This is a genomic window from Rhodococcus sp. IEGM 1302 (assembly GCF_030056935.1).
GTDB classification, from domain to species: domain Bacteria; phylum Actinomycetota; class Actinomycetes; order Mycobacteriales; family Mycobacteriaceae; genus Rhodococcus_F; species Rhodococcus_F qingshengii.
On record NZ_JASHKY010000002.1, the window covers coordinates 369094 to 391059 of the forward strand.

The 21966-nt window shown below is 62.1% G+C and carries 11 protein-coding genes; 8 read left to right on the forward strand and 3 right to left on the reverse strand.

The features are described 5' to 3' along the window. Positions 1 to 372, forward strand: a complete 372-nt coding sequence (locus tag QM609_RS06440) for a carboxymuconolactone decarboxylase family protein (protein ID WP_054188616.1) — start codon at positions 1 to 3, stop codon at positions 370 to 372. Between the two features lie 6 nt (positions 373 to 378). On the opposite strand, the gene QM609_RS06445 is transcribed toward QM609_RS06440, so the two are convergent. Further along, positions 379 to 1692, reverse strand: a complete 1314-nt coding sequence (locus tag QM609_RS06445; protein WP_003943791.1) for an ammonium transporter — start codon at positions 1690 to 1692, stop codon at positions 379 to 381. A gap of 162 nt (positions 1693 to 1854) precedes the next feature. Between QM609_RS06445 and QM609_RS06450 the strand changes: the two genes are divergently transcribed. The 7 genes from QM609_RS06450 (at position 1855) to QM609_RS06480 (ending at position 19111) form a co-directional block, all read left to right on the forward strand. Continuing rightward, entirely contained in the window at positions 1855 to 4038 is a 2184-nt protein-coding gene (locus QM609_RS06450; RefSeq protein ID WP_076948709.1) for a DNA polymerase III subunit gamma and tau, read from the forward strand. A 677-nt stretch (positions 4039 to 4715) separates the two neighbouring features. Next, on the forward strand, positions 4716 to 10826 hold the full coding sequence (locus QM609_RS06455; RefSeq protein ID WP_076948710.1) for a type I polyketide synthase: 6111 nt from the start codon (positions 4716 to 4718) through the stop codon (positions 10824 to 10826). Next, positions 10823 to 12379: a hypothetical protein gene (locus QM609_RS06460; protein ID WP_042922793.1), complete on the forward strand. Its 1557-nt coding sequence runs from the start codon at positions 10823 to 10825 to the stop codon at positions 12377 to 12379. Before QM609_RS06455 ends, QM609_RS06460 begins: the two co-directional genes overlap by 4 nt. Before the next feature lie 88 nt (positions 12380 to 12467). Further along, positions 12468 to 14309: a multicopper oxidase family protein gene (locus QM609_RS06465; protein WP_076948711.1), complete on the forward strand. Its 1842-nt coding sequence runs from the start codon at positions 12468 to 12470 to the stop codon at positions 14307 to 14309. Between the two features lie 222 nt (positions 14310 to 14531). Then, entirely contained in the window at positions 14532 to 15746 is a 1215-nt protein-coding gene (locus tag QM609_RS06470) for an acetyl-CoA C-acetyltransferase (protein ID WP_007731553.1), read from the forward strand. A 45-nt stretch (positions 15747 to 15791) separates the two neighbouring features. Then, entirely contained in the window at positions 15792 to 17933 is a 2142-nt protein-coding gene (locus QM609_RS06475) for a 3-hydroxyacyl-CoA dehydrogenase NAD-binding domain-containing protein (protein WP_283337159.1), read from the forward strand. Positions 17934 to 18073: 140 nt separating this feature from the next. Continuing rightward, entirely contained in the window at positions 18074 to 19111 is a 1038-nt protein-coding gene (locus tag QM609_RS06480) for a type IV toxin-antitoxin system AbiEi family antitoxin domain-containing protein (protein ID WP_047271575.1), read from the forward strand. Positions 19112 to 19147: 36 nt separating this feature from the next. On the opposite strand, the gene QM609_RS06485 is transcribed toward QM609_RS06480, so the two are convergent. Together QM609_RS06485 and QM609_RS06490 are read right to left on the reverse strand one after the other, a co-directional pair. Then, positions 19148 to 20449 (reverse strand): class I SAM-dependent methyltransferase, encoded by a 1302-nt coding sequence (locus QM609_RS06485; RefSeq protein ID WP_283337160.1) that lies wholly within the window; start codon positions 20447 to 20449, stop codon positions 19148 to 19150. Then, entirely contained in the window at positions 20446 to 21849 is a 1404-nt protein-coding gene (locus QM609_RS06490; protein ID WP_007731548.1) for an FAD-binding oxidoreductase, read from the reverse strand. Before QM609_RS06490 ends, QM609_RS06485 begins: the two co-directional genes overlap by 4 nt. Positions 21850 to 21966 lie beyond the last annotated feature (117 nt).

The window sequence follows — 21966 nt, forward strand, 5'->3', positions numbered from 1 at the left end:
ATGACTGACGTTCGAGCAAATGAAGCATTTCCCGTCACCCAGGCCATGAAGGATTCGGGTGGCTGGAATCCGTTGTGGGACGGCCTTTCGGAGCTGGATCCCGAGTGGACCGAGCTGTACATGAAGACAGCAATGCAGCCCTGGAACAGTGGGGTGCTGTCACCTCAGGTGATCCAGTTGCTGTGCATAGCCGTCGATGCGGTGAGCACACACATGTACGCACCCGGCGTACGACGCCATATTCGCGCCGCGCTCGACATGGGAGTGACCCCGAAGGAGATTCTCGAGGTGCTGAAACTGACCACCGTCGTCGGGATTCATTCCTGCAATGTCGGCGTTCCGATCCTGATGGAGGAAATCGCGAACCGGTGAGGGCGGTCAGTCCCGCTCGCGGTTCTCCCGTTCCTCACGCTGACGCTGGAGGAACGGGCTCGGGTTCTGTCCGCCGATCGGACCGTGGCCGAGTACTCCGTGCTCGTAGGCCGACTCCGCGTGCAGGGCAACGTCGATTCCGCGGGCCTCGTCTTCACGCGAAATGCGGAAGCCGAAGGTCTTGTCGATGAGCTTTCCGAGACCGTAGGTCACACCGAAGGCATAGAGCGCGACCACGACGACGCCGACGAACTGCTTGCCCAACTGCGCGAATCCACCGCCGAAGAACAAACCTTCCGGACCGCCCGTCATCACGGCCGTCGCGAGGAGTCCGATCAGCAACGAGCCGACGATTCCGCCGACGAGGTGCACGCCGACGACGTCGAGGGAGTCGTCGTAGCCGAGCTTGTGCTTCCATCCCACGGCGTACGAGCAGACGATGCCGGCGATCAGACCGATGACGAGCGCACCGAACATGTTCACCGTTCCGCACGACGGGGTGATCGCGACCAGACCGGCGACGACGCCCGAAGCTGCGCCGAACGTCGTGGGGTGTCCGTCACGATTCTGCTCGACGAACAGCCAGCCGAGTAGTCCGGTGCAACCGGCGACGAGTGTGTTGAGGAAGATCTGCGAGGCCATACCGTCGGCCGCAAGGGCCGAGCCGGCGTTGAATCCGAACCAACCGAACCAGAGCAGGCCTACGCCGAGCAGGACGAACGGCAGATTGTGCGGACGCATCGACTCGGCCTTGAAACCCATCCGCTGGCCGAGGACCAGTGCCAATGCCAGACCCGACGCTCCGGACACGATTTCGACCACGAGGCCACCGGCGTAGTCGAGTGCGCCCATCTGGGCGAGCCATCCCTGCGGATTCCACACCCAGTGAGCGACGGGGACATAGACGAGCAAGGACCAGATGGGGACGAAGATCATCCAGGCGGAGAACTTCGCGCGGTCGGCGATCGCACCACTGATGAGCGCTGCAGTAAGAATTGCGAACGTCAATTGGAAGGTTGCGAACAACACTTCCGGGACATTCCCGTGCACCGTCGACGGGTCGATGCCCGCCATGCCGATGTGCTCGAGTCCGCCGATGATGCCACCGTGATCGTCGCCGAACACGAGGCTGTAGCCCACGAACAACCACGCAACCGTGACGAGTGCGATCGAGACGAAACTCATCATGATCATGTTGAGTACGCCCGTCGAGCGGACCATGCCGCCGTAGAACAGTGCGAGTCCTGGCGTCATCAGAAGTACGAGTGCAGTACTGACGAGCAACCAGGCAGTTGCTCCGGCATCGATGGTGGCGGGCACAGTTTTCTCCTCACGCACGCGGACCAGCCCGCGTGCACGGAACCCACGATGAGTGCGTGCGGTTTCCTCCGCACTGCGATTGTGTTGCGAACATGTTTCGGGAGAAGTCGGCGTTGCACCCGCACCGGACCACCTGTCGTGGGTCGCCGGTAGTCTTTGCGCGTGGCCCTGTACCGGAAGTATCGACCCGCGTCCTTCGCCGAGGTGGTGGGGCAGGAGCATGTCACCGCACCGCTCAGCACGGCCCTCGACACCGGACGCATCAACCATGCCTACCTGTTTTCCGGCCCGCGCGGCTGCGGAAAGACGTCGTCGGCGCGAATCCTGGCGCGTTCGCTGAACTGTGAGCAGGGACCGACGTCGACGCCGTGCGACGTGTGCGACTCGTGCGTTTCGCTGGGCCCGGGCGGCACAGGCAACCTGGATGTGACGGAACTCGACGCCGCAAGTCACGGTGGCGTCGACGACACCCGAGAACTCCGAGACAAGGCGTTCCACGCACCCGCTGCTTCTCGCTACCGCGTCTTCATCATCGACGAGGCACATATGGTGACGGCGGCGGGTTTCAATGCGTTGCTCAAGATCGTCGAAGAGCCGCCGGAACACCTCATCTTCATCTTTGCGACGACGGAACCGGAAAAGGTTCTCCCGACCATCCGTTCGCGTACACACCATTACCCGTTCCGCCTGTTGGCGCCGTCGACCATGCGCGGACTCCTGGAAAAGATCTGCGCCCAGGAGGGCGTACCGGTCGAGCCTGCGGTGTATCCACTGGTCATCAAGGCCGGCGGCGGTTCCCCTCGTGACTCGTTGAGTGTCCTCGATCAGCTGCTCGCGGGCGCAGGAGAAGAAGGTGTCACGTATCCGCGCGCGCTCTCTCTTCTCGGAGTCACCGACGTCGCGCTCATCGACGAAGCAGTAGACGCCCTGTCTGCCAGTGACGGGGCCGCGTTGTTCGGCACTGTCGATCGCGTGATGGACGCCGGTCACGATCCACGCCGATTCGCGCTCGATCTTCTCGAGCGCCTGCGTGATCTCATCTTGATGCAGGCTGTTTCCGACGCCAGCGAACGAGGATTGGTCGACGCTCCGGAAGCGGAGCTGGTCACGATGCGTGAGCAGATTCAACGAGTCGGCCCGGCCACGCTCACCCGCTTCGCCGAGACTGTCCATGCCGGACTCAGCGAAATGCGTGGGGCGACGGCGCCGCGGCTGCTGCTCGAAGTGATGTGCGCGCGAATGCTGCTGCCGTCGGCATCCGACACCGAGTCAGCTGTATTGCAGCGGCTGGAGCGCCTGGAACAAGGTATTCCGGCTGCCGGAGTCGCGGCTGCCCCTCGCGCGGCAGCAACGCCGGCACCGACCGTGCCGCCGCTCGAACCGGAGATTGCTTCCAAGTTCCAACGGCCCTCTCAACGCAAGGCCGAGCCTGAGGTGCGGCCGGAACCAGCCGCGCCTGCTCCAGCTGCGGCGCCGCCGGTTGTGGAGGCTCCTGTCGTCGAACCTCCGGTAGCGGCAGTTCCCGTCGTCGAGACTCCCACTGTCGAGATCGTGGAACCGCCGGTTGCCGAAGCTCCGGTGGTTGAAGCTCCTGTGGTTGAACCACCGGTTACTGCTCCTGTCGAGGCGGAAGAGCTGATCGGGCTTGCCGAGCCGGAACCCGACTACGAGCCCGAGCCCGAGTTCGACGAGCCGGCGGTTGCCGAAGCTGCGCCGGTCTCGGCAGGCCCCACAGTCGAGACTCTCCGTGAATCGTGGAACACCTTGCGCAACAAGGTCGGTGAACGAAACAAGGTTCTTCCGGCCATGCTGTCCGCTGCGACGGTTCACGACGTGCGTGGACATGTCGTTGTCATCGCTCACGGCTCACCGGTCCTGGGTGCTCGTGTGACGCAACCGCACAACGCGGCGGTCATTTGCGAGGTCCTTGCCGAAATGTTCGGTGGCACTTGGCAAGTCGAGTATCAAGAAGGTGCGCCTACAGCGCCGACAGTATCGAGCGCAACCAAGGCGACAGAAGCTCCGAGCCGCCCTGCCGCTGCGCCCCGCTTCTCGCGGCCCAGTCAGGAGCGCGCAGCGCAGCAGCCCAAGGCCCCACAACCCCAGCGCGGAGATTCGGACGACATTCCGCCGCCCGAGGCCCCCGACTATCCGGAAGACCCTGGACCGGCGCCTGCTCCTGAGGTCGACTACGAGGCAACTCCTCCGCCTGCAACGCCGGAGGACGAGGACGAGATGTTTGCGGAGGCGGCTGAGCCCGCTGATCCGACTGCCAGACGTGATCCCGAGGATGTTGCAAAGGAACTCCTCAAGGACGTCCTCGGAGCTCGCCGCCTCGAAAGCTGAGTTGCCGAGTCGGTCCGTGTGCGTGAAACAGCTGTCGGAATCCAGCTGCACCACTGTGTGATCGAATTGTTATAAGTGCCGTTCCCTTTGTGCGCGCGCGTCTCGAAAGCGCACCGGCTCGGCCTCGCAAAGCTGAATTGTATGTGGCTGGTTTGCTGGCACATTCGTTCGCTCAGTTCCGGTGTAACGAAACGTCGATTCGGACGATGGTCGCCGAAGAATATCTGGAAGTTCTCGTTGTCTGATGGGCATTCGAGTGCTGCTGTTAAATTTCGGTGTGTCACGAATGTTCAGATTGATAGTTGTCGGATGTTTGTTTTGCGGGGATCGACCAATTTGGGACATTCGGCGAATTGGCCACATATTCGGCATTGCGGCATTTCGGTGCAAATTCAACTGAATATTTGCCGATCTCGAGTAAATGGCGGCCGTGAAACCGGGATCCGGTACGGATGTCCAAGCAGGAGCATGACCGGTTGCGAAGCAAATAAGTAACTCCGAGTTACAGCTAACTCTCGATTGCTGTCAAATTGCTGAAACACGTTCATTGCGCCGAACGACCTTTGTTATTTGTTTATGCCTTGAGGTGAATCTGCGTTTTACACACCGATGAGGGCGTGGTTAGTCTTCGGTCGATTGAGTCTCCCGTGGATGCGCGCGAAAATAGGAAGTGTAAGATGACTGAAGATTCAACTAATCCTGCGATTGCGATAGTCGGGATGAGCATGTGGTCCCCCGGTGCACATGATCTGCAAGGATTTTGGGAGAACGTCCTCGCGCGTCGGATGCAATTCCGAAAGTTTCCGGAGTCACGGATGTCCCTCGACGACTACTGGAGCGCGAGCCCTGACGACGTCGACAAGACATACGCCGATCGCGGCGCGTTCATGGATGGTTTCGAATTCGACTGGGTCGGTCGCCGGATACCGGAGCGGACCTTCAAGTCGACAGATCTCACACACTGGTTGGCTCTGGAAACAGCACTCGGGGCTTTGACCGACGCGGGCTACAGCCGAGGATCGGTACCCACTGGACGCAGCGCCGCAATCGTCGGCAACTCCCTCACCGGTGAAGAATCCCGGATGTGGTCGATGCGTTTGCGTTGGCCTTACGTCAAGCGCGCACTCGCTGTGGCAGCCGAAGCGCGCCAGTTGGACAGTTCCGTCGCCGATGCTCTCGCCGAGACGATGGAAGAGGTCTACAAGGGCCCATTGGTGGAGCCGAGTGAAGACACTCTCGCCGGCATGTTGTCGAATACGATTGCCGGCCGGATCTGCAATTATCTCGACTTCAACGGCGGCGGGTACGTCGTGGACGGTGCGTGCGCGTCCGGAATGCTCGCGGTGGCGACTGCAGCCGAAAAGCTGGCGTCCGGCGCGGCCGACTTCGTCTTGGCAGGGGGAGTCGACGTCAGCTTGGATCCTTTGGAACTGGTGGGATTCGCCCGTTTGGGTGCACTGACCCGTGGCGACATGAACGTGTACGACGCAAGCCGAAGCGGATTCATCCCGGGTGAAGGTTGCGGATTCGTGGCCTTGAAACGACTCGAGGACGCCAGGGCGGACGGCGACTACGTGTACGCGACGATTCGCGGCTGGGGCATCTCCACCGATGGCAAGGGTGGAATCACCAAGCCCCGCGCCGAAACTCAGGCCGAGATGATCCGTCGCGCATACTCGCGAGCGGGATTCGCGGCCAGCGAGGTTGCCTTCGTCGAAGGACACGGAACTGGTACTCCCGTCGGAGACCCCGTCGAACTGGCCGGCGTCCAGCAGGCCGCTCAGACGGACGGGCCCGTCGAGGCTCGTAGCATCGGCATGACGTCACTGAAGTCGTTGATCGGGCACACGAAGGCGGCGTCGGGCATCCTTGCGCTGATCAAGGCGACCATGGCCGTCAATCAACGAATCCTTCCGCCGCTCGCCGGTTGCACCGACCCGAACCCGGCGTTCGGAACCGAAGCACCGGCACTCTTTCCGCTCGTCAACGGTGAGATCAGAGATCCGTCCGAGAAGATGCGTGCCGGTGCGCAAGCCATGGGTTTCGGCGGTATCAACTGCCACGTCGCGATCGAATCGGCTGATGCACCATCCAGCAAGCTGACACCCTCGCAAGACGTCCGCACGATGATGGCGTCGTATCAGGACACCGAGGTTTTCGTACTTTCTGCAGATTCCGCGGTGGACTTGGCGACCCGAGCGCGGGATGTTGCAGATCTGGCGGTTCCGTTGAGTGTTGCCGAGCTGCTGGACTTTTCGGCGAAGCTCTCTCGCGTGATCTCGCCGACCGCGCCCTTCCGTGCTGCAGTGGTGGCCGGACGTCCCGCGCAGTTGGCCGAACGCATGCGTCAGCTTGCCGTGATCTGCGAGAACTCCGCTCCTGCATCCGGCCAGGTGAAGGTCGTGAGCAACGAGATCTCGATCTCGAACGCCGTCCACCATGACATCGGATTCCTGTTCCCGGGACAGGGATCCCAACAACTCGAGATGGCGCGCGTGCTGATCGAGCGCTTCGAGTGGGCACGCGAACTGGCGACCCAGGCGGACGGCTGGTTGGAGGGAGTTGGAGCGGAGGCGATCACGCCTCGAATTCTGCGGAACCCGGTCAAGAGCGCTGACGCTGCGGAATTGGCGAAGTGGAAGCGGGATCTCGCCCAGACGCAGTTCACCCAGCCTGCCGTCGCTTTGGCTTCGCTGCTCTGGTTCGAGTACCTCCGCCGATTGGGTGTCACACCCAGTGCTGTCGCCGGCCACAGTCTCGGCGAGTTGACCGCGCTCTACGCGGCAGGAGCTTACGACCAGAAGACGCTGATCACCTTGGCTGCGGCGAAGGGTGCGGCCATGGCTGTCAGTGGTGGTGGAAACGGCGCGATGGCGAGCCTGACCTGCGACCGATCGACGGCTGAGGCGATCATCGCGGAAACAAAGGGTTACGCGACCGTCGCGAATCTGAATACGCCTACACAGACCGTGGTTTCGGGCACCAAAGACGCGGTCGACGATGTGGTTGCCATCGCGAAGACGCGCGGAGTGTCGGCTCAGGCGCTTGCCGTGTCGAATGCTTTCCACTCCGAGATGATGAACGAGGCCGAGCGGGAGCTGAAGTCCACTGTGCCCGTTGACGAGCAAGTCGATTCGCTGACTTGCCCCGTGTATTCCTGCGTCGAAGGGAAACGCGTACAGACGCCACTGGCACTTCGCGAATTGGTCACCAAACAGGTTGTCTCACCGGTCGACTGGGTCAAGACGGTAAGTGGAATCTCGCAGGACGTGGACCTGCTCGTCGAGGTCGGACCCGGCCGTGTGCTGACCGGGCTCACCAAGGCGATCAATGGGACCGACGGCGTGCGCTGCTTCCCCGTTGCGTCCAAGTCCGGACGCGACGAGGACTTCAATGTCGCACTGGCCGCGATGTACGTCCACGGCGCTCAGGTCCGATGGAACGAACTTTTCGACGGCCGGTTCGTGCGCGAATTCGTTCCTGCCGATCAGAAGGTGTTCATCGAGAACCTGGCCGAGGCGAAGCTGACGGTTACCTCTGCTCCCGAACCGCTCGCACTTGGTACGTCCGGCGGGGATCCGGCTGCGGCGCTGGCCGATTACCTGAGCCGACGCGGGACCTTCCTCGTCGACGTGATTCGTGCTGATGTAGGCAGTGGAGCGACTTCTCCGTCTTCTCCATCTGCTCCGACTTCGCGGGCAGTCACCAACGGCCACGAATCCGTGGCAGCGAAAGCTCCTTCGCCGGTTTCGGCTCCGGTAGTCGAAGAGCCGGCTGACGCGGGCGCTGGGTCCGTGGAAAGTGAGCTGATCAGGATCCTCGCCGATACGACGGGATTCCCCGCCGAGTCGATCACGACGGATCTGCGTCTGCTCGATGATATGAATCTCGACTCGATCAGTGCGGCAGAGGCTATTTCGAAGGTTGCGCATCAGTTCGAGGTTGTCGACCTCGACCCTGCCGAGTTGGCCAATGCCACGATCGGAGAAGCAGCATCGCTGATCCTTGCGGCATCACCGAATCCCGGTTCTGCCGTTCCAGCAGCGAGTTCGGTGCAGTCGGACGTGTCGCGAATACTGCTCGAGGTAATCGCGGAGGACACCGGATTTCCGGTGGAGTCTCTCGATGTGGATCTCCACCTGCTCGACGACCTGAACATGGACTCGATCAAGGCTGCCGATGCGATAGCAACTGTGGCAACGCGATTGGGTGTTCAGGGTGATCTGGATCCGGCCGAACTCGTCAACGTCAGCCTGGGTGAACTCATCGAAGTGCTCGATCGATCCGCGAAAGAGAAGTCGGGGCAGCAGCAGCCGGTTGCGCGGGCGCTGCCGGTGAAGGCAAAGGGTCTATCAGCCGACAGCTTCACCTGGGTTCGCGATTACACCCTGGAAAAGGTTCGGAGCGAGACAGCGTTGCACGGAGTCCGAGACCTCACGGACACGACGTTTGTCGTCATCGGTGACGACGCCGGTTTGGTCGGAAGGTTGGAATCCGAACTGCGAGGGCGTGGTGCTCAGGTCGACATTCGCACATTCTCCGACGGCGCTCCTGCGAATGCACAGCACGTGGTTGCCGTAATGCCGCGTGTGACCGATGATTCCGTCACCGAAATCGGCTTGCGCCGTGGGATCGAACACATGCACAAGATGGTTCCGGCGCAGCAAAGTGGAGGCGCACGAACCACATTGGCAGTGATTCAGTTCACCGATGTCGAGTTGGGCAATCCGGCGCCGGTACCGAGTGCGGCGGCTTTTGCCGCTTCGGTGCATCACGAGCGCCCCGAACTGGATGTCCGCGTCATAGGATTCGACGGCTCGACTGCGGACGCGGTGGTGGCAACCACCGTCGTCTCCGAGTTGGATTCGGTTGCACCCTATGTGTTCGCGACTTACGACACCGAGATGGGACGCACGGCACTGCAACCGCGGGTTCTCGCCTCGAGCGACTACACCGTCCGCGAGAGCGGGTTGGGGAGTTCGGATGTAGTGGTCGTGACCGGTGGCGCGAAAGGCATCATGGCGCAATGCGCTCTGGCTCTCGGCCGAAAGACAGGCGCCGAACTAGTGCTGATCGGAAGCTCTCAGCGACAAGCGGGTGACGAAATCGCTTCCACTCTTGCGGACTTCACGTCTGCCGGTTTGAGCGCTCACTACTATCGCTGCAACGTCACGGATGCTGCGGCGGTGGCCGGCGTCGTCGCCCAGATCGAGGTCGAGGTTGGGCCGATCACCGGGTTTGTCCACGGCGCGGGGGCGAATGTTCCGCGGCGGTTCGAGAGAGTCGACAGCGCTGCGGCTTTCAAGGAGGTTGCACCTAAGGTCCTGGGCGCAGCCAACTTCGTCGAAGCGCTCGCTGATCGCGACTTGAAGCTGTTCGTGGGCTTCTCCTCCATCATCGGATTCACAGGTATGCCCGGAAACAGCTGGTATGCATACGGAAACGAGCTTCTCGACGAAATGGTGATGCGGTATGCCGCCGGGCACCCGAAGACTCGGACGTTCTCGCTCGCGTACAGCGTGTGGGGAGAGACCGGAATGGGCGCCCGCATGGGCAGTGTCAACCACCTCGCGAAGATGGGTGTCATGCCGATTTCCACGGCTGCGGGAGTGGATCATTTCCTTCGCCTGGTCGACAGCGGACCCGAGGCGAGTCGTATCGTCGTGACCAGTCGACTCGGCGGTCTCGACACCTGGGCGCCGGCAGCACCGGCTCTGCCGGCGGTGTCGCGCTACATCGACCAAGTGGTGACATTCGAGCCGCAGGTAGAACTGGTGACCCGGACGACGTTGTCCACCTCGGCGGATCCCTTTGTCCTCGATCATGTCTGGAAGGGATCGGCGCTGCTTCCGACGGTGTTCGGGCTCGAGGCGATGTCGCAGGCGGCGGCCTATGTCACCGGACGCGTGACTCTGGGCCGCGTCCGCATCGACGACATCAAGCTGGATCGACCGATCGTCGTCGACACGGTCGAGGGCACCAGAGTCGAGATCAAGGCAAGCGTCGTGGAGCAGGATCGTGATGCTGCAGGAACGCGGGTGCATGTCACGATCGGCACCGAACGGACCGGGTACGGACGGCCCCATTTCTCGGCCGACTTCATCTTCGGGCTGGACGAAACACTGCCGGAGTTCGAGAAGGAGTTGCCGCGACCGGTGCTCGACATCGATCCGTTGGACGATCTCTACTCGTGGTTGCTGTTCCAGGAGGGCGATTTCCGCCGACTCGAAGAGATCTCGAGCCTCGATTCCGAGCACATTCTCTTCAGCGCTATTTCGCGAGCCGACCGTAAGCAGCACCTCCTCGGTGATCCCTACTTCCTCGATTCCCTGCTCCAATCGGGTCAGATCATGGTTCCGCGGGAGATCTGCCTTCCGGTCAACATTGCGCGAATCGACATGTACGACGGACGATTCGAGGCTCGTTCGTTCACCGCGTACGCCTACGACAAGGTGCAGACAGAGACCCACATGCAAGCCGACGTGGCGGTGGTGAAGGACGGACGAGTGGTGATGCAGCTCGAGGGATATCGCTCCCAGATTCTCTCCCACGACGAAAGCCGTCCTACGGCTGAGGAAATCGCGGATCCGACTGCGCGCGACGCACAGATCATTCTCGACAAGCTCGCGCAACACAGCCGGGCGTTGGGAGTGAAGAGCCCGCGGGTTGTGGTCGCGCATACCCCGGGGATTCACGAGTTGACCAAGTCGGAACGCCACGAGCAGGAGAAACCGATCGCCGAGGCGGCCGTGAACATTCATCTCGATGAGGATGTGGTGATCAAATGAGTAATGCCTTTGCCATCGAATGGCAGGAAACCGGAAAGCCCGTCGTCGTCGGTGATATTCCGCCCTCTGTGGATGTCTCGCTCTCGCACGACGGCAGCAAGTCACTCAGTTCGGCCGGCGACTGGCCTCAGGGGTGTGACATCGAACCGATTCGCTCCCGAACCGCCGTGCAGTGGAAGGCGCTTCTGGGTTCGGCGCGGATTCCGCTGCTGGACGAGTTGATCGCAGGCGGCGAATCACTCGATCGTGCGGGAACCAGGCTGTGGGCGGCGGCCGAGGCGATCCGAAAGGCCACGGGGCAGATGTCGGTTTCTCTGGCGATGGGCGCCAGGGAGGACGACGCAGTGACCTTCCGCGGCGGCGCAGAGGGAAGCGTGGTGGTTCTGACTTTTCCAGCTCTGTTGACGGACAACGAGGAGCGGATTCTCGCGTTTGTGACTCATGAGGAGGATGCGGAGGAACCGGCGCAGGACCCGGCACCGCAGTTCGACTCCGGACCGTTGTCGGCGAAGTCTCTCGCGCAGTTCGATCCGATGGCCTACGGCTCCGACGTGCATGTGGTGGCCCGGAGCGGCTATCCGGCGGTGTCGATCCGGTTCCCCGTCGGGTTCCGGGACGCGTGCAACGTCGGTGGATCAGTGGGGTTCGCGAGCTTCGCGCTGTGGTTGGGCGCTTTGCGAGAGAGGGGAACCGGACCGATCTCGAAGCAGATCGTGGAGGACATGGCGACGGGTCGTTGGGGCATGGTGACCAACAACTCCGAGGTGTTCATCGATGCGAACCTGTACACCGACGACATTGTCGAGGGGACGATCTGGATCACCGAGCTCACCGGTCCGGATCGGGCAACCACCAATCTGCATGTCGAATGGTGCCGGGTCGACGGCGAGACGCGCACTCACATCGGGTGGAGTGCGATGCAGACGACGTGGGTGGAAATCCTCTCCCACGGTGTGGTGGCGGCACGGCCGATGCCGCAGTACTTCCACGATTTCATCGAGCCGATGACGATTCCGACGGGGACGAAGAACATCGCTGTTCCCACCGAACCGAAGAACGTCGATCGTGGTTCCGTGATCCGCTCGGCTCCGATGGTGCCGCGCAATCCGTACCTGCTCGAATCCGAGGTGTTCTCGACGACGTTGCAGGACGGAAACGTCGTGGGCAACATCTACTTCGGCAACTATTACATCTGGCAGTCGAGGGTTCGGGACAAGTTCCTGGTCCGTTCTCAGCGTGAGGCCATGGCGGCCAGAGGCGCTCTCGGGGAACTTCGTTGTGTGCACACCAGGGTTGAGCATCTGCGCGAGGTCATGCCGTTCGACGACGTCCTGGTCACGATGTCCTTGTCTGCCCTCTACGAGAGGGGGATCGACCTCGAGTTCGAGTACTTCAAGGTCAATGAGGACGGATCACGGGAGAAGCTCGCGATCGCTCGGCACAGAACTGTCTGGACGATGCCGGGCGCTCCGGGAGAACTGGAAATCTCTCCGCCGTCGAAACTTCCACAGTCGCTGATCGATTCGGTGCTGGAGGCGATCGACGGAAAGTAGGCGGGGGATTTTCCGAGATCGAAGTGGAGAGACGGGTTGCGTTTTCCTTGCGGGAGAACGCAACCCGTTTCGATGGGGAGGGGAATGTATGGGTATCGGGGTTTCCAGAAGATCGGTTCTGAAAGGGTCGGTAGTCGGCACAGCGGCTGTTGCTTTGGGTGCAAAGGCAGGTGCTGCTCCGGCGGGGAGTGTGGATATCGAGTCTCCGTTGATTTTTCATTCGCCGGAGTTCGAGCCGTTCTGTGACGAACTACATTCGTTGTCAACGCTTTCCGGAAACGAGATCACACTGACAGCGCAAGTGGGGCAACATGCCTTTCATCGGGATTTTCCCTCGTCCCCAGCACTGTCGTACCGCAGCGGAGAGATCGGTGGCGGTTATCTGGGCCCTACCGTCGAGGCGCATTCCGGCGAGCCGATCATGTTGACGTTCGAGAACGATCTGACCGGACATCCGTTGGCAGCGGACATGGATATGACGCTGCATGGAATGCAGGCAGACTTTCGCGCTAACCCGCCGACGTCGTTGCACTTGCACGGAGGAGTCACTTCACCTGAGAGCGACGGCCATCCGGAGCTGCTGGTGATGCCGGGACAGGCTGCGATGCATCACTTTTTGCACGGTCAGGAAGCCGCCCACCTCTGGTATCACGATCACGCGATGGGCATCACCCGGCTCAACGTCTACGCCGGTCTGATCGGCAACTATCTGATCAGGGATGAATTCGACACCGGCAAACTGGGAAATTCGTTGGGGTTGCCGGCCGAGGAATTCGAGATCCCGTTGATCCTGCAGGAGAAGATCTTCACGCCGACAGGCGCCCAGAACGGCCGATCCACCATCTTGATCCCGGAAGGATCGTGGGAAGGCGGCGCGGTGGGCGACGTCGGCTTGGTCAACGGCAAGGTGTGGCCGGAACTGGCTGTGGCTCGGGGCCTTTACCGCTTCCGCATCGTCAATGCGTCGTCGGCAAGTGTGTGGAATCTTCACTTCTCGAACATGATGCCGTTCTGGGTCATCGGCAACGACGCCGGAATGCTCGACGCGCCCGTCGCGGTCAATGCCTTCCGCTGCGCACCGGGGGAGCGGTACGACCTCCTCGTCGATTTCACCGGACTGTCGGAGGGTTCGACGGTGGAGCTTCGCAACGACGAGGCGCCCCCGCTACCCGCCGCTGTCATCGGTGAAGTGACGATGCCGCTGTTCTGCCGGTTCCGCGGTGACGCCAGGCGCGGATTCACCGGTGGTGTTCCGTCGCAACTGCGCGGTGGGCGCCGGCAACGTGACGTTCTCGCCCCGTTGGAGCAGCCGACGGTAATTCGCACGGTGACGGTGAGCCAGCAACTGGAACTGCGGAATCCACCGGCTCAGATGACGCTGAACAACCTGACGTTCAGCACCACGGACGTCGAGAGGCCGCGGCAAGGCACCGTCGAGCAGTGGAACATCGTCAACACCACGCCGGACCCGCATCCGATACACCTGCACCTGGTGAATTTCCGGATTCTCGGCAGAACACCGATGCGGACGCTGGAGTACTTGATCCGACATCCGCAGCCGGTGATCGGCAACAAGTGGACTCCGTCGCCCGAAGGGTTCGAGGCGGGGCCGATGATCGCGCCGGCGCCGTGGGAAGCGGGAATGAAGGACACCGTCAGGGTGGACGGCGGCACCGTCACCCGGATCATCGTGCGATTCCCCACCGCGGATGAGCTGGGTTTCGATCCCGACGCGATGTTCGATCGTCTTCCGAGCGGTGGGATGACGGGCAGTGGGATGACGGGCGGTGGGATGACGGGCGGTGGGATGACGGGCGGCGGGCGCCACGATATGGCTGATTCTGGTCGACTCCAGGGATATGTGTGGCATTGCCATCTACTCGATCACGAAGATCACGACATGATGTTGCCGTATCGCATCGTGCCGTGAGTGCTTCCGGGGGCGCACCCGAAATGAACCGAAGCGGGCAGGCGTTCGCGCACCTGATCACCTCGGTCACCTAGCAGGATCGCTTCGGTCCTTCCCATGAATTTGGAACACGTTCTACAGTGAAAGGGCTGAGGTCTGTACCTCGGCCATGCGCCACCACCGAAGGTGGCGCGGACGATCTGCAGACCGGTTCGACGAATTACACGGAAGGAACACCTCACAGTGACCACAGAGGCATTCATTTATGAAGCCATCCGTACCCCGCGAGGCCGCGGCAAGAAGACCGGGTCGTTGCACTCGGTCAAGCCGATCTCGCTGGTCACGGGTCTGATCCAGGAACTGCGCGTGCGCTTTCCCGACCTCGACGAGGACCGGATCTCCGACCTCATCCTGGGCGTCGTCACCCCCGTTGGCGATCAGGGAATGGACATCGCCCGCGTTGCAGTCAACGATGCGGGACTGCCCGACACCGTCGGCGGCGTTCAGCTCAACCGTTTTTGCGCTTCCGGCCTCGAGGCCGTGAACATGGCTGCTCAGAAGGTTCGGTCCGGCTGGGACGAACTGGTGATCGCCGGTGGCGTCGAGTCGATGTCCCGCGTTCCGATGGGATCCGACGGTGGACCGTGGGCACTCGACCCCGCCACCAACTACGACAACTACTTCGTGCCGCAGGGCGTCGGCGCAGACCTCATCGCCACCATCGAGGGCTTCTCGCGTGACGACGTCGACGCATACGCCGTGCGCTCGCAGGACCTCGCCGCCAAGGCGTGGACCGGCGGATACTTCGCCAAGTCGGTAGTGCCGGTCAAGGACATCAACGGCATCACCATCCTCGACAACGACGAGCACATGCGTCCGGGCACCACGGCAGAGAACCTCGCCGGCTTGGCTCCCGCGTTCGGTGTGATCGGTGAAATCGGCGGATTCGACGCCGTGTCGCTGCAGAAGTACCACTGGGTCGAGAAGATCAACCACGTTCACCACGGCGGCAACAGCTCGGGAATCGTCGACGGCGCTGCCCTCGTGCTCGTCGGTAGCGAGCAGGCCGGCAAGGACATGGGTCTGACGCCGCGCGCTCGCGTCGTCGCCACCGCCACCAGCGGCGCCGACTCCACCATCATGCTCACCGGCCCGACGCCGGCGTCGAAGAAGGTTCTGGCAGCTGCCGGCCTGACGGTCGACGACATCGACCTCTTCGAGATCAACGAGGCATTCGCTTCCGTCGTCCTGAAGTTCCAGAAGGACCTGAACATCCCGGACGAGAAGCTCAACGTCAACGGTGGCGCGATCGCCATGGGTCACCCGCTCGGTGCAACCGGCGCGATGATCACCGGAACGATGGTCGACGAGCTCGAGCGTCGTGGCGGCAAGCGCGCCCTCATCACCCTGTGCATCGGCGGCGGTATGGGCGTTGCCACCATCATCGAGCGCGTCTGACGCGGCGTCCGTCCTTCCAACGAGGCTTACCAGGAGTCAAGCAAAGTGACTGATCAGAACATCATCAACTGGGACCAGGACGCCGACGGCATCGTCGTGCTCACCATCAACGATCCCAACCAGGGCGCAAACACCATGAACGACGCGTACATCGCGTCGATGAAGGCCACCGTCGACCGTCTGGTCGCCGAGAAGGACTCCGTCACCGGTGCCGTCATCACTTCCGGCAAGAAGACCTTCTTCGCCGGTGGCGACCTCAAGAACATGATCAAGGTCGGCCCCGAGCAGGCCGAGGAGATCTACAACCACAGCGTCGAGATCAAGGCAGACCTGCGTCGTCTCGAAACTCTCGGCAAGCCGGTCGTCGCCGCCATCAACGGTGCGGCGCTCGGCGGTGGCCTCGAGATCGCTCTCGCGACCCACCACCGCATCGCGGCAGACGTCAAGGGCATCAAGATCGGCCTGCCCGAGGTCACCCTCGGCCTGCTGCCCGGCGGCGGCGGCGTCGTGCGTACCGTGCGGATGCTCGGCCTGCAGAACGCGCTCATGGGCGTCCTGCTCCAGGGGCAGCAGCGTGGACCCGTTCAGGCCAAGGAAGTCGGCCTCATCGACGAGGTCGTCGGCTCGGTAGAGGAGCTGGTTCCGGCTGCGAAGGCATGGATCAAGGCCAACCCCGAAGGCGGCGTTCAGCCGTGGGATGTCAAGGGCTACAAGATCCCTGGCGGAACTCCGTCCACTCCGGCATTCGCTGCCAACCTTCCGGCGTTCCCCGCGAACCTGCGTAAGCAGCTCAAGGGCGCTCCGATGCCGGCTCCGCGCGCCATCATGGCCGCAGCCGTCGAGGGTTCGCAGGTCGACATCGACAACGCGCTGCTCATCGAGGCTCGCTACTTCACCTCGCTGGTGACCGGCCGCGTCGCGAAGAACATGATCCAGGCGTTCTTCTTCGACCTGCAGTCGATCAACGGCGGCGGTTCACGTCCGGCAGGCATCGAGAAGTCCACCATCAAGAAGGTCGGCGTCCTCGGCGCAGGCATGATGGGCGCGGGCATCGCGTACGTCTCCGCGAAGGCCGGCTTCGACGTCGTCCTCAAGGACGTCAGCATCGAGGCTGCCAACAAGGGCAAGGCGTACGCCGAAGGCATTGAGGCCAAGGCGCTCTCGCGCGGCAAGACCACGCAGGAGAAGTCCGACGCACTCCTCGCCAAGATCACCCCGACGGCTGACCCGGCAGATTTCGCCGGCGTCGACTTCGTCATCGAAGCAGTCTTCGAGAGCCAGGAACTCAAGCACAAGGTGTTCCAGGAGATCGAGGACATCGTCGATCCCAAGGCGCTGCTGGGCTCGAACACCTCGACGCTGCCCATCACGGGTCTCGCCACCGGCGTGAAGCGTCAGGAAGACTTCATCGGCATCCACTTCTTCTCGCCCGTCGACAAGATGCCGCTGGTGGAGATCATCCGCGGTGAGAAGACCTCCGACGAGACTCTGGCTCGCGTGTTCGACTACGTCCAGGCGATCCGCAAGACGCCGATCGTGGTCAACGACTCGCGTGGCTTCTTCACCTCGCGTGTCATCGGAACCTTCATCAACGAGGCCATCGGCATGCTCGCCGAGGGTGTCGAGCCCGCCACCATCGAGCAGGCCGGTATGCAGGCCGGTTACCCGGCTGCGCCGCTTCAGCTTTCGGATGAGCTCAACCTCACCCTCATGCAGAAGATCCGCAAGGAATCTGCCGACGCCGCCAAGGCCGAGGGCAAGGAACTGCCGGCAGATCCGGCCGGCGAGGTCATCAACACCCTCGTCGAGAAGTTCGATCGTAAGGGCAAGCTCGGTGGAGCCGGCTTCTACGATTACGCCGAGGGCAAGCGCACCGGCCTGTGGTCCGGACTCCGCGAGAACTTCAACTCCGGAACCTCCGATGCTCCGATCCAGGACCTCATCGACCGCATGCTGTTCATCGAGGCGATCGAGACGCAGAAGTGCTTCGACGAGAACGTCCTGATCACCACGGCGGACGCCAACATCGGCTCCATCATGGGTATCGGATTCCCGGCCTGGACCGGTGGCGTTCACCAGTTCATCGTCGGTTACGAGGGCGGCACGGCCGGCTTCGTCGCTCGCGCAAAGGAACTCGCTGCGCAGTACGGCCCGCGGTTCACCCCGCCGGCTTCGCTAGGGGCATAGCCCCCGTGCGCCTTTTTGGTAGTTACGGCTACCAAAAAGGCGCACAGGGGTTTATCCCCAGCTTGTGAGTTATCCACAGACGAACTCCGACAGCGAATTTCACGTCAGTCCTGTCGGAGTTCGGCCTGACGCTTGGTGCCATGACTACGTCTCATGGTGGAAGCGAGTTTCTCCGGATTCTCGATGCGCAATCCGGTCTGGTACGGCAACAGCAACTCTCGTCATTCGGATACAACCGAGGGATGCTGCGGAACTTTCTGGACCGCGGCGAATGGCAGCGCGTTCTACAAGGCGTGTATGCAGTGACCGCTGGCCCGCTCACCAGAGAAATGATCTTGAACGCCGCTTGGCTTTATGGTGGCCCGCAAGCGATTCTGAGCCACGACACTGCAGCTGAGGAATGGGGAATGCGTCGCATCGACGCAGACAAGCCAGTCCATGTCACCGTGCCCTACGGCAAGTCGGCTCGCTGTCAGTCCGCGACAATCCGCCGAGTTCCAGCGCGAACGTCGGGTGCACTTGTCAGAGTGGGTGGCGTGGTTCACCCCGGGGTAGTCGTCCACCGATCCCGAGCCCACCGATACATCGGCGTGCCGTCAGTCATACCTCGAACGTCGCGGGCGGATACCGCGATTGATCTTGCGACCGCCGAATCCACAGCGCGAAGCGCCTACGTTTCACTCATCACCACAGTGACAAATGCGCGAATTCCGTTGAACGATGTGCGTCGTCGGATTGACGAACGAACACCACATCGATTCAAGGGTGCGCTTTCCGATGCGGTACGCCTCCTGGCAGACGGGGTGCAGTCAACGCTCGAATACCACTATGCGGTCGACGTGGAGCAGGCGCACGGGTTGCCGTCGGCCAGACGCCAGTCTCCGGTCCGCGTCGACGGCCGCACGCTGTACGAGGATTGCGACTACAGCGAATTCGGTGTGCCGCTGATCGTGCGTCTCGACGGTCGGTGGGCGCATTCCATGGCCGAGGTGGCATTTCGTGATCGCCGCCGTGACAATGCGGCAGAGCTGGCAGGTCGTCCGCGGTTGGTCTACGGATTCGACGAGGTGGTGAAGACCCCGTGCCAGGTTGCGCACGAGGTGGAGACGGTCTTGCGGCGGGGAGGTTGGGTGAGGACGCAGTCGGGTGCCTGCGGCACCTGTGCGCCTTTTTGGTAGTGCCGACTACCAAAAAGGCGCACAGGGGCTTTGCCCCTAGGCCTTCCACCACGGGCGAAGCGGCACATGCGCCTCACCCTTGGGGCCTAGCTTGACGGCCAGAACCTGGTGCAGCTGAACGACATTGCGCTCGAACCCGAGTCGTGAGCCGGCCATGTACAGGCCCCAGACGCGGGCGGTTCCTTCGCCGACCTCGGCGACGCACGCGTCCCAGTTGTCGACGAGATTCTGGCACCATCCGGCGAGCGTCAGTGCGTAATGCTCGCGAAGGTTCTCTTCGTGACGCACCTCGAGGCCGACGTTCTGGATTTCGGAGATGATGCGACCCGAACCGGTGAGCTCCCCGTCGGGGAAGACGTACCGGTCGATGAATCCGCCTGCCTTGGCGCTGCTTCGGTTGTCCGGACGGGTGATGCAGTGGTTGAGCAGACGCCCACCCTCACGCAGCTTGCCCTTGAGGAACTCGAAGTACGCCGGGTAGTTTCCGACGCCGATGTGCTCGGTCAGGCCGATGGAGGACACTGCGTCGAATCCGGTCTCGGCCACGTCGCGGTAGTCGGAGAAACGGACCTGGGCGAGATCGGCGAGGCCCTCGTCCTCGATGGCCTTCTGTGCCCAATCCGCTTGCTCGCGTGAGAGAGTCACGCCGATCACCTTGACGCCGCGCCTGGCCGCGTAGCGGACCATCGAGCCCCAGCCACAGCCGATGTCGAGAAGTCGATCACCCTTCTGGAGTCCGAGCTTCTCGAACACCAGGCGGTACTTGTTCTCCTGGGCTTCTTCGAGCGTCTGTTCCGCATTGTCGTAAGCGGCACAGGTGTACGTCATGGACGGGCCGAGGACGTACTCGTAGAAGGTGTTGGAGACGTCGTAGTGGTGATGGATGACTTCGGCGTCACGAGTCTTGGAGTGACGCAGTCCTTCTGCGACGCGACGCCAGCGAGGGAGATGTTCCTGGGGCGGCGGGGCGATGGGCCGCAACAGATCCCAGCCCAGGGAGCGCGTGATGCTGGCGAGCGTCAGTGCGGACGGGCGCTCGAGGTGGAGTTCGTCACCCATGATGCGCAGGATCTCGTACGGATCACCGGGGTGGACGCCCTCGGCTTCGAGATCGCCGGAGACGTACGCGCGGGCCATGCCGAGGTCACCGGGAGCTGTTGCGAGATAAGTGGTTCCGCGAGTCGACTTGAGGTGCAGTCCGTAGTCGGCATCTTCGGGGCCGGCGGTGCTGCCGTCGTACGCGGTGAATCGAAGCGGCAGCATGCCGTCGGAAAGCGTCTCGAGAATCTCGGCAATAGAGAGCTTGTCCTGGCTTTTGGAGTCTTTGAACGTGGTCATTTACGTTGCACCGCCTTAGAGAATAGATCCAATAAACGGGATTTCGGGTCGTAGCGTTCCTTGAGTCCGATGTACCGGTCGCCGCCGTAGTACAGCTCCTCGAAGTCTTCCTTCGAGTAGTAGGAGTCGGAGTAGAGCGATTTGTGTCCGTCGAAATCGCTGACCTTTTCTTCGATCAGTCGATTTGCTGCCCCCTCGCGCTCACCGGGAACGATCGGCACCGAAGACCAGAAGCCGATGTTGACGTAGGTGCGCTTGGGTTCGAGGGGGTAGAGGGGCCACGGCCGTGATGCAGAAGCGGCGGCAGGGCTTGGCTCGCGAAGACGCAACGGGCACAACCACAGTGGTTCGATCGGGATTTCCTCGAGGAACCACGAGACGAAGTCCGCGGTTCGTTCGATGGGTACCTCGACGTCCTGGACGACGCGTTCGCGCGGGGGCTTGCCCTTGCGCTTTTCGAGGCGATCTCCGATGTCGTACTTGTGGTCGAGGGCGATCAGCTTCCAGTAGAAGCTGCTGCGCAGGTACTGCTTGGGCCAGAAGCGCCGGATCTTCGGGTTCTGTGCACCGAAAGCTCGTGAGCACCAGAACCAGTCGGTGTCCCAGCGCCACAGGTAGTCGCGAATGGTCAAGCGATCCGTCTTGGGCTGGGTGAGTGACGAATGCTGGATCGACCGGTAGAAGATGTCTTGGTCGGTGTAATCGCTGACTGGGCCTTCCTCGTCGGTTTGCACGCCGAGTGTGAGGTAGCTCTCGGAATCGGTGAAGACCACCCCGTCGAGATAGTCGACGGCGATCCCGTCGTACTCGCGTTCGGTGACGATGCGATCCATCGTTTCTTCGAGTTTCTTCAACGAATCGAAGCGCACGTGGCGCAAGGCGACGTACTTCTTGACGGGTTCGAGTGCGATCTTCAATCGCGTCGAATAGCCAAGGGTGCCGTAGGAATTGGGGAAACCGAAGAACAGTTCGGCGTGTTCGCCGTCCGGTGTTGCGGTGATGATCTCGCCGCTTCCGGTCAGTACGTCGATTTCGAGTACCGACTCGTGCGGCAGGCCGTTGCGGAACGAGGTGGACTCGATGCCCAGGCCGGTCACCGCACCGCCCAGGGTGATGGTCTTGAGTTGAGGCACGACCAGGGGCGCCAGCCCGTAGGGCAGCGTCGCGTCGACGAGGTCCTCGTACGTGCACATGCCGGCGACGTCGGCTGTGCGCGCCTGCGCATCGACGGCGATGACACCTGCCAGACCGCTGACGTCGAGGCCGGGGGCCGACGTCTTGGCGCGAGCGCGGAACAGATTGGATGTCTTCTTTGCCAGGCGTACAGAAGCATCGGCGGGAATGGCGCGGTATGACGCGAGTAGGCGTTCGACGCCTTCTCTGTGCTGCTCGAACCCCATTTCACGCGCAGCATCGGAACCCGGGCCTTGCTTTGTCCGGATTCGATCTAACTTCTGAACTACCCCATTGAACGAGAGAGTCACACCCTGACGCTATCGGTAGTTGCGTGTGCAAGC

What these genes read in the sequence shown, in the direction of transcription:
- QM609_RS06440 (WP_054188616.1), top strand. Translation starts at nt 1, where the DNA reads ATGACTGACGTTCGAGCAAATGAAGCATTTCCCGTCACCCAGGCCATG.
- QM609_RS06455 (WP_076948710.1), top strand. Translation starts at nt 4,716, where the DNA reads ATGACTGAAGATTCAACTAATCCTGCGATTGCGATAGTCGGGATGAGC.
- QM609_RS06460 (WP_042922793.1), top strand. Translation starts at nt 10,823, where the DNA reads ATGAGTAATGCCTTTGCCATCGAATGGCAGGAAACCGGAAAGCCCGTC.
- QM609_RS06465 (WP_076948711.1), top strand. Translation starts at nt 12,468, where the DNA reads ATGGGTATCGGGGTTTCCAGAAGATCGGTTCTGAAAGGGTCGGTAGTC.
- QM609_RS06480 (WP_047271575.1), top strand. Translation starts at nt 18,074, where the DNA reads ATGACTACGTCTCATGGTGGAAGCGAGTTTCTCCGGATTCTCGATGCG.
- QM609_RS06485 (WP_283337160.1), bottom strand. Translation starts at nt 20,449, where the DNA reads ATGACCACGTTCAAAGACTCCAAAAGCCAGGACAAGCTCTCTATTGCC.
- QM609_RS06490 (WP_007731548.1), bottom strand. Translation starts at nt 21,849, where the DNA reads ATGGGGTTCGAGCAGCACAGAGAAGGCGTCGAACGCCTACTCGCGTCA.